The organism is Neisseria sp. P0021.S006, from assembly GCF_051956895.1.
Genome location: NZ_JBQCWZ010000060.1, coordinates 1 through 8,534 on the forward strand (window position 1 = coordinate 1; position 8,534 = coordinate 8,534).

7 protein-coding genes, 1 pseudogene and 1 riboswitch are annotated in these 8,534 nt (G+C 48.0%); of the genes and pseudogenes, 3 read left to right on the forward strand and 5 right to left on the reverse strand.

Annotation, left to right across the window (positions count from 1 at the left end):
• The 3 genes and pseudogenes from ACTHUM_RS10110 to ACTHUM_RS10120 form a co-directional block, all read right to left on the reverse strand.
• A pseudogene (locus tag ACTHUM_RS10110) lies at positions 1–191 on the reverse strand (hypothetical protein); the annotation flags it as partial.
• A gap of 2 nt (positions 192–193) precedes the next feature.
• Complete coding sequence (locus ACTHUM_RS10115; RefSeq protein ID WP_224783390.1) at positions 194–1,480, reverse strand: dual specificity protein phosphatase family protein; 1,287 nt, start codon at positions 1,478–1,480, stop codon at positions 194–196.
• A gap of 65 nt (positions 1,481–1,545) precedes the next feature.
• Positions 1,546–3,288, reverse strand: coding sequence for a bifunctional alpha/beta hydrolase/class I SAM-dependent methyltransferase (locus tag ACTHUM_RS10120; RefSeq protein ID WP_039862081.1), 1,743 nt, complete (start codon positions 3,286–3,288; stop codon positions 1,546–1,548).
• Between the two features lie 438 nt (positions 3,289–3,726).
• Here ACTHUM_RS10120 and ACTHUM_RS10125 point away from each other — a divergent pair, with 438 nt between their 5' ends.
• On the forward strand, positions 3,727–4,011 hold the full coding sequence (locus ACTHUM_RS10125; RefSeq protein ID WP_004519602.1) for a PepSY domain-containing protein: 285 nt from the start codon (positions 3,727–3,729) through the stop codon (positions 4,009–4,011).
• Between the two features lie 382 nt (positions 4,012–4,393).
• Complete coding sequence (locus tag ACTHUM_RS10130; protein ID WP_224783392.1) at positions 4,394–6,040, forward strand: Pycsar system effector family protein; 1,647 nt, start codon at positions 4,394–4,396, stop codon at positions 6,038–6,040.
• Positions 6,041–6,091: 51 nt separating this feature from the next.
• Here ACTHUM_RS10130 and ACTHUM_RS10135 read toward each other — a convergent pair whose 3' ends face one another.
• Positions 6,092–6,691 carry a CDP-alcohol phosphatidyltransferase family protein gene (locus tag ACTHUM_RS10135; protein ID WP_039862085.1) on the reverse strand — a complete coding sequence of 200 codons (600 nt, stop codon included), beginning with the start codon at positions 6,689–6,691 and terminating at the stop codon, positions 6,092–6,094.
• Between the two features lie 71 nt (positions 6,692–6,762).
• Positions 6,763–6,808, forward strand: a riboswitch (PreQ1 riboswitch).
• Positions 6,809–6,811: 3 nt separating this feature from the next.
• Here ACTHUM_RS10135 and queC point away from each other — a divergent pair.
• Positions 6,812–7,471: a 7-cyano-7-deazaguanine synthase QueC gene (gene queC / locus ACTHUM_RS10140; RefSeq protein WP_004519606.1), complete on the forward strand. Its 660-nt coding sequence runs from the start codon at positions 6,812–6,814 to the stop codon at positions 7,469–7,471.
• A 95-nt stretch (positions 7,472–7,566) separates the two neighbouring features.
• On the opposite strand, the gene ACTHUM_RS10145 is transcribed toward queC, so the two are convergent.
• On the reverse strand, positions 7,567–8,534 hold a 968-nt coding region (locus ACTHUM_RS10145; protein ID WP_440402845.1), incomplete at its 5' end, for a L,D-transpeptidase.

The following is an 8,534-nucleotide window of genomic DNA, read 5'->3' on the forward strand; positions in this document are numbered from 1 at the left end:
TGGAACACGCGACGGTCGAAGTGAATGCGGATATGGCAGTACAGCAAAACTGCTGCCAAGACAAGTTGCACCGCAAACCATGCGCCGCCATATTTTGCCGACAAGGCGAGCAGCAAGGCATTGCAGGCGGCAACATAATGTGCGGTAGAGAGCAGGTGGGCAGTAATACGGCTGTCGGTTGCGTTGTCCATCATTATCCTTGTTTTAAACGGTTGGCCGCAGCTTCAACTGCTTGGGCGGTGGCCGGCGATAATACCATTTGCGGCCGAGCCTGTTTGAGTTCGGCCTTCGCTTGCGCCAAGTTTTTGCAGCCACCATAGACCAGCAGCCACGTCAGCACCACTGCGGCACTTCTTCCATAACCCAAAGCGCAACATACCAGCGCTTTGCCGTGTTTTTGGCGCAAGGTTTCCAATATCAAGGCCGTCTGAACCAAATCGTTTTCAGACGGCGTTACCATATCCAGTAAAGGCAGAGCGCGATATGCTCCCTGATAGCTACGGCAGGGATATTCGGCGCATACATCCAATACGACAGGCAAATGGTTTGAAATCCCTAAAACGCTGCCAATTAATACATCATTGCGGACTGGTGCCGTTTTCGCTTTACCGCGTAACCAATACGCCATGTTTAGCCGTACGCTCACCAGATAAGGCAATAGTAAAACCGTCGCTGCCACCGATAATTTACCGTTAGCCTGTTTTTGGAATATGTTTGCATTTCCAGTCAAATAGGCAAAGGATACCATCAGTAAAGACACGCTAATCCATATCAACCACAGCCACACACCACCCAGCAGCGCAGGCAAAGCCGTCAAACACGCGCCAAGTAAATACAGCAACGCAATCCTTCTTGAGCGTACATCACTCAAGCCCAGTCTTAACGGCGAAGTCATCTGACGCGGGAAAGCCCACAACACCAGCCAGCCAAGCAATGCTCCTGTCGGCACGTCAATAAAATGATGTTGATAAGTTGTCAGTACCGACAGGGCAATCAGGCTTTGCCATAAGAAAAGAGGCAGGCGGATTTTGGGAAAGCGCGTCCAATAAAATGCACCCACGATAATTGCCAACGCAATATGCAAAGATGGCGCTTGGTTGTACGGCAAATCAAATGCAGCCAATGAATCAAACAGCCAGCCTGACAGTCCATCGGCAGGCGGTTTAGGCCACCCGAAACGCAGCGGAAACAGCACAAAGCAAGCAGTCGCAATCAGTTGGGCGGCTACAAGGTGCGCTACATATCGGTTTTGTTCATGTGTATCACGGCAAAGAAAAAATGCCGCGGCATACATCAGGTTCAGCGACCAATAAGGCACAATCGTCCATGCCCAAAACGGAATATTGCTCTCCCATGCAAAAGCGATTTCAGGTACATAGTCCAGCGATGCCGCGTAATGGTTGGAGAGGCCGTAGCTGGTGTAGAACAGGATACCGACTGAAATCAGCTTGAGTAGGGAGGTTTTGAGGGTAGGTTTCATGGATAGGTACATGGTTTAAATAAGGCCGTCTGAAAGTTAAAAAATTGTTCAGACGGCCTTTATTTTTATTTCTTCACTGCCAAGCTCACGGTGAAAATACCGTCTTCGTCTATCCATTGATGGATTTTTTCAAAACCGGCTTTTTCAACCAACTGATCCATTTCCTGCTGACTGCGGCGGCGCATTACCCAGTTTGGGCTGCCTGCTTTGTGGCTGGTCAGGGCGCGGGCAATCATTTCCAGTTGCGGATGCCACGGCTGGCCGGTGTAAATCAGGTAGCCGCCGGTTTCAATGGCTTCTCCAAAGCCGTAGAGCGAGTTTAAAATCAAATCGTTGTCGGCAAACAATTCGTGCAAGCCGGAGACGATGCCTAGGGTAGGGCGCGGCTGTAAATCATGATAATTGGCGCGGTCGTAAGCATTGACTTCATTGAAGGTTACCGTGTTTTGCAAGCCGCGTTCTGCAATCAGTTTGCGGCCGGCTTCGACATTAATCGGGCTGTAATCGCGCAAGCGTACGGAATCAGGCAATGTGTCGGCAGTCAGGGCATCCAATACATAGCGGCCATGACCGGACGCGATATCCAAAACGTGTACAGGTTTGCCTGCTTCACGCAATTTAGCTGAGGCCGTCTGAATGGCTTTGCCGATATTGACTTTGCGTTGGCGAATGCCGCGCCAGCCGATGGCGTTGAGATAGTATTTGTCCACCCATACACCGAAAGCGTTGCTGCCTTGCGGTTGATTGCGGTAGACATAATCCAGCGTGCTACCCGAATCAAAACCTGTTTCTTGACCGATTCTCAAGCCTTCACTCCAGCGTGAACCCAGTTTGAGCGAGGCGCGATATGTTGCCCAAAATGCGCCGCGAGGCGTACAAACAGGCAAAGGCGTAGCCAGTTCGTCGGCTTCGCGACGGCTGTCTCCAAACAAGTGCGCTTGAGTCAGATCGACTTGTTGCAAAGGCTGATTGAAACGCTCGCGGATAAAACGGCGCATTTCGACAAATGCGATTTCACGGTCTTGCTCGCCTAACGTATCGTGGTAGAAACCGGGCAGGATATGGCGCTCTTTAATATGGCTGCCTAAGCGGTTGTAGAAATCGTGTTGCGGTTTGTGATGAACAACCCAATCGCTGCCTGAAATCAACAGTTGTATAGGCGTAGTAATCGCTTGTGCATCGGCAACGACGCGCTCGGCCGCCTCATATAAACCCAGCAGGATGCGCACAGAAATAGCGCGGGCAATCAGCGGATCATTGTCGTAGCTTTTTTGACGTTCGACATTGTGGGTCAGATAGTGGGCTTTGACGTAGCTGTTGACAAAGAAATTGCCACGCCATTTTTGCATAATTTTCAAACCGGTACGGGCAAACGGAACATAGAGTTTGACTTTGAACGCAGGCGAAGCCAATACGGCGCAACGGATTTTCGGCGCGTAATCGTGCAACCAAGTAGAAACTAATACCGCACCAACACTTTGTGCAATCACGCAGATGTTTTCAGGTTTGATGCCGTATTCGCTTTGAATGTGTCGGATAAAATCATCTACATCAGCAACCGAAGTACCGATACTCGGACTATCGCCGCGTTCACCAGGGCTGTAACCATGACCGCGCGCGTCCCAAGCAAAATAGGCAAAATCATCAAAACCTAGCTCATCTGCCACAAACATCATCCGGCCGGAGTGCTCATGCCCGCGATGGAACAGCACAATGGCTTTGTCGGAAGAACCATCAGCAGCAGGGCGATAGCGGTAGAAAAGCGAAGTACCGTCTTGGGTAGAAAAGAATTTTTGCTGTTCGGACATGAGAAACTCCTAATATTCATATTTTTTGAACAGTATCATGACATATCGAATAAATGCAATGACTATCCGATAGACGGACGAATGCAATGATGGAGAGAAATGGTAAAAGATGGTTTCAAATTTCACTTAAAACTGATGACAGTGATTGTGAAAAGGGTTAGATAGGGGGTGGATAACCTTACAAACTACTACCGACATATCATCATAAACTCTTTGTTTTGCAATTAATTTACGAAACACAGTCAGACGGGACTTATCGTTATCATATTGTTGCCAAATTTTTTCTCTTATTTCTTCTGAAGGGGAATCGCTTAGGCCGTCTGAATAGTTTTCAGACGGCCTTTACTGCGTTTAACCAAGCACTAATTAACTGCTAATTTTGTCATGTTTTAATACATCCATCGAAACCCGAATACACATTTAAAAAGGAAATCAAACATGAAAAAATTTTTATTGACCGCCATCGTTGCTTTGTCTGCCGCTACTGCCGGTGCCAGTGATTATATCGAACACAAAATCTACAGCGACAAAAACTTCGAGCAAAATCGTGCTAAAGCCGTAAAAATTTTGGAACAACGCGGCTATCAAGTTCACGATGTTGAAGCCGATAGCCGTCGAGGTCAGCCTGTGTTGGATATCGAGGCTTTTAAAGATGGTCGTGAGTACGACATTGTTTTGTCTTATCCTGATTTGAAAATTATTAAAGAACGCATCGACTATTAATATTTTGATGCAAAGCGGGTTGTCGCAGGACTTTGGGGTTCTGCGGCAGTTTGCTATTTAGGTATTTAAAGAATGTAAGCTACATGTAAATTACCTAAAATAAATGAACTAAATATGCTTTTTATTTTCCATTTAATTCAAAGTGTTTGATGTTGGGAGTCATGATATGGATTTGAATGATTGGAAGGAAAATGGTCGGCCGAAGCAGATGGGCGACCAAGACAAATCTTTAAACGACGGCGTATCTGCCGATTCCCAACAGGACGTTGATTTTTGGGATCGCAATCGAAACAATACTGTTGAAAACGAAGTTGAGGTTGCGGCTGAAACGGTAGAAGTTCAGGAGGAGGTAGAAGGTCAGGAAGCAGTTGAACATCCTGAGATGCCGTCTGAAAAAAGTGAAAAGAAAGCCAAACGCAAAAAAGACAAGGCAAAAAAGAAAAAAAATAAAGCCGAAGATTTGAATGCGCCTGATTTGTTGGGTACGAATAAGGGCGTGGAAACCATGTTCCGCAACGCCGTACGCTCGGAGATGGAATTGTTGGCGCTGGCGGCAACCAAAGCGAATATTATGATTTCGCTGAATGGTTTTATCGTGTCTGCTCTGATGATTTCGGGCGCGTTTATTTTTTCATCGTCGCCCGAATTTTTGATTCCGGCCAGTACGTTTATGATTACTGCCGCCGCATCTATCGTGTTTGCGTTGCTTTCTGCTTCGCCGGAACGTATCGGCAAAATGCAGGCGGCGCGGACATGGTTTAAGGATTTTATCCGCGGCCGTTCTAAGCTGCGGGACTTGAAAACCCGCCTCAGTAGTACCGAAACGCGCTTTTTTGGCGGCAGCCAACCTAATATTTTGATTTATGAAGACCGTGTGAAACTGCAAAAAGATCAATATTGGGAAATGATGCAGGAGATTATGGGCGACCGTAAACAAATCTATGAAAAGATGAGCGACCATCTTTATTGGCTTGGTTTGTTGGCGGACAAACAGTTCAAATACATCAATTTGTCTTACGCGGTATTCCGCTGGGGCTTGCTGGCTTCACTGGTGGCGTTTATCGGCGTGAAAACATTGCCGTCATTGCTGATACCGCCGGCCAACAATGCGGCAGAGCTGCGTTCGCTGGGAATCAATATGTTTAACGGTGTGTACGAGCCTTCCGCCGTACAACAGCTTCCGGACGGTAATTTGCTGATTGCGGAAGACGAACCCAACCATGCATTCAGTATCATCAGCATTGATAAAACGGGCAGGTTTGTGGAAGACGAGGCATTGGATACGCGCGTGATTACCGGTTTCAAACGCCGTCTCAGCGACTTGGAGGCTTTGGCGCGCGATGATGAAGGCTTTATCTACGCGCTGACTTCACATTCGCGCACCCGTAAAGGCAACCGCTCACCCGACCGCGAACATCTGATGCGCTTTAAAATCCAAGACGGCAATGTGTTGGGGCTGACCAGTTACGACAATTTGACGCAGGTTTTGGAAACCGATCACAAGCTGCATGATTTGATTCGTGAGCGAACCAAGGCAGAAGTTTCTTTTGAAGAAATCAATATTGAGGGCATGGCGTTTGATCCGGTGAAAAAACGTCTTGTTTTGGGCTTCCGTGATCCTGAGTTCAACAATATGGCTTTGGTCGCATTTATCAGCAATCCGAAAGATGTGTTTGAGCGCAATGCCAAACCTGAATTTGATGAAGTGGCGGTGATTGATATTGATGGCGGCGGTATCCGTTCCCTCAACTATGATCCTGTGTTGAAAACCTACGTGATTGCCAATGAAGTGAAGGATGAGAATGGACAGAAATTTTCACAACTGTGGACTTGGAGCGGTAACCCGACCGATGAACAGCAAAAAATCTCTCTGCCTAATCTGCAACACATCACCAACGTTGAAGCTGTTGATTCGATTACCGTTAACGGCAAGCCTCAAATGATTCTAATGGGTGACGAAGGTAATGCTTCGCAGAAAATTACTGCCAAGTATATGTTGGTAGATTACAGTCAACTGGGTAAACAGTAAGTGATCTTCGCTGACGGATAAAAGGCCGTCTGAAACCGATAGTTTATGGTTTCAGACGGCCTTCAAGCCATTGATGACACGTTTGTAGCAGGTATAAACCAATGCCGCGCAGGCCAGCCACATAAGGATATAGAAAGTCGGATGGAAGCTGCCGGCGATTGCATACCATACTGCCAATGCACCGATAAAGAATGCACGGTCGCTTTTGCCGAATGGCCCGTCATAACGCCGGCTGTTGCCATGAACTTGTCCCAAAACGCCGCAAAACTCAGTCATTGCCGCCAGCCAAATAAACAGGGCAATTTGTACGCCGCCGAAGGGCGCGATGAAGGCAAAAGGCAGATACAAAGCAGCATCGGCGACAATATCGGTGATTTCATTCAAATAGCCACCCAATGCCGATTGTTGACCGAACTCCCGTGCCAGCATACCGTCCATCGCATTCAGTGCCATGCGGACAAACAACCAGATCGGCAAAAGCCAGAATAATGTGGATACACCTGCAAACAATGCTAAAAGCAAACCGAGCAAAATGGAAACGGCGCAGGCAAACAGGGTTACCTGATTGGCAGTAATGCCTTTTTGATACAGTCTCTTAACGATGGGGCGCAACAGGTTTTGGAATTTTGGTTTCAGGGCGTAGATACTCATCATTATGCAGAATAAAAGAAAACGAAGTGCCGTGATTATAGACGAAATCCGTTATAATCCGTCAATCTTCGAATCACGCGGTTCGCAAACCTCCCGCGTTAACAAAACTAGGAATTTACAATGGAAAAACAGCAAGCCCTCGTTATTTTTTCGGGCGGGCAGGATTCAACGACCTGCCTGATTCAGGCAATTCAAACCTATGGCCGTGAAAATGTGCAGGCCATCACTTTTCAATATGGGCAACGCCACGCCATCGAATTGGAGCGCGCGCGTTGGATTGCCCAAGATTTGGGCGTGAAGCAGACGGTACTCGATTTGAGCCTGATGCAACAGATTACGCATAACGCCTTGATGGATGATACGGTATCTATTGAAACAGCTTCAGACGGCCTGCCCAATACATTTGTAGATGGACGCAATGCTTTGTTTTTGCTGTATGCCGCCATTTACGCCAAAGGGCAGGGAATACGCCATATCATTGCCGGCGTGTGCGAAACCGATTTTTCGGGTTATCCCGACTGTCGCGATGTGTTCGTCAAGTCGATGAATGTCACATTGAATCTGGCCATGGATTACGCTTTTCAAATCCACACGCCCTTGATGTATTTAACCAAAGCGCAAACTTGGGCATTGGCGGATGAAATGGGTGTGTTGGATTATATTCGCGAGCATACGCATACCTGTTATAACGGCGTGGTCGGTGGTTGTCATGAATGTCCGAGCTGTATTTTGCGCGAGCGTGGTTTGTCGGAGTATTTGAAAAGTAAAAAGGCCGTCTGAATCAAGAGGGGCATATATTTCCAATAGCCAGTTGTACGAAAAGGCCGTCTGAAAAATTCATTTCAGACGGCCTTTGGCTATGTATTTTGTTCTGCTTAGAACAGCAAATCTGCCGGCTCGCTGCTTGCCGGAGCATCTTTCACAGGAGCAGAGGCTGGGGCAGTAGCCGGTTCGGAAGCGGCTTTAGTTGCAGAAGCAGGAGCGTCGGCCGGAGTGGTTGCCGGTTTGGCAGCAGGTTTTGCCGGTTTCACCGGAGTCGGACGAACGCTTTGTTTCGGTTCGGATGCTGCCTTGTTTGCATCGTCGGTAGCATCGACTTCGATTTCAGTACCTTGAGGCAATACCACATCTTTAGCAGGAGCCTGTTTCGGCATGACTTTAGGTTTGCTGTAAGCATCCGTGCCGCTGGTCCATGCCAAAGATTTCAAAGGCGATTTGAGTTTCACGCCTTTGGCGCAGGTCAGACAGTTTGCCGCTCCGGTGCGTCCTTTCAGGATTGCATCCACACGCGCGGCTGGAATGGTTTTACCGTGCGCTTTTGCCCAAGCGGCAATGCTTTTTTTCAGGGCAGCCGTATCAAGGTTTTTCTTGTCGTATGGGTCACGATAGGCAGCCAGCCACAAGTTTTGGTTGGCATCTTCGTTCAGGCTCGCCATTTGGTAGATAACGGAGGCAGGAGAACCTGTTGCGATGGTTTTGGCGAATTCTAATGCATCAGGCGATTTCATGCGCACGCAACCATGGCTGCGGACGCCGGGTACGCTGGCAGGGGCATTGGTGCCGTGAATGCCAAGGCTTAATTTAGGGTCGCCAAGGCGGACAAATACCGGGCCCAGCGGGTTATTTGGGCCGGCCGGTACGCTTTTAACGCCGTCATTGCGTTCTTTTTGGATAGATTTAGGGATGTGCCAAACCGGGTTGTAGGCTTTTGCACCGATTTTATGTTCGCCCAGATTGGTTTGGGTCATGGCTTTGCCGACGGCAACAGGATAAATTTTGCTCAGTTTACCGTTGTCGTAGAGGAACAAACGCTGTTGCGTAATATTGATAACGACGTGTTGTC

Bases quoted from the DNA above. Each gene is read 5' to 3' on its own strand.
- ACTHUM_RS10115 (WP_224783390.1), bottom strand. From the start codon at position 1,480: ATGAAACCTACCCTCAAAACCTCCCTACTCAAGCTGATTTCAGTCGGT.
- ACTHUM_RS10120 (WP_039862081.1), bottom strand. From the start codon at position 3,288: ATGTCCGAACAGCAAAAATTCTTTTCTACCCAAGACGGTACTTCGCTT.
- ACTHUM_RS10125 (WP_004519602.1), top strand. From the start codon at position 3,727: ATGAAAAAATTTTTATTGACCGCCATCGTTGCTTTGTCTGCCGCTACT.
- ACTHUM_RS10130 (WP_224783392.1), top strand. From the start codon at position 4,394: ATGCCGTCTGAAAAAAGTGAAAAGAAAGCCAAACGCAAAAAAGACAAG.
- ACTHUM_RS10135 (WP_039862085.1), bottom strand. From the start codon at position 6,691: ATGAGTATCTACGCCCTGAAACCAAAATTCCAAAACCTGTTGCGCCCC.
- queC (WP_004519606.1), top strand. From the start codon at position 6,812: ATGGAAAAACAGCAAGCCCTCGTTATTTTTTCGGGCGGGCAGGATTCA.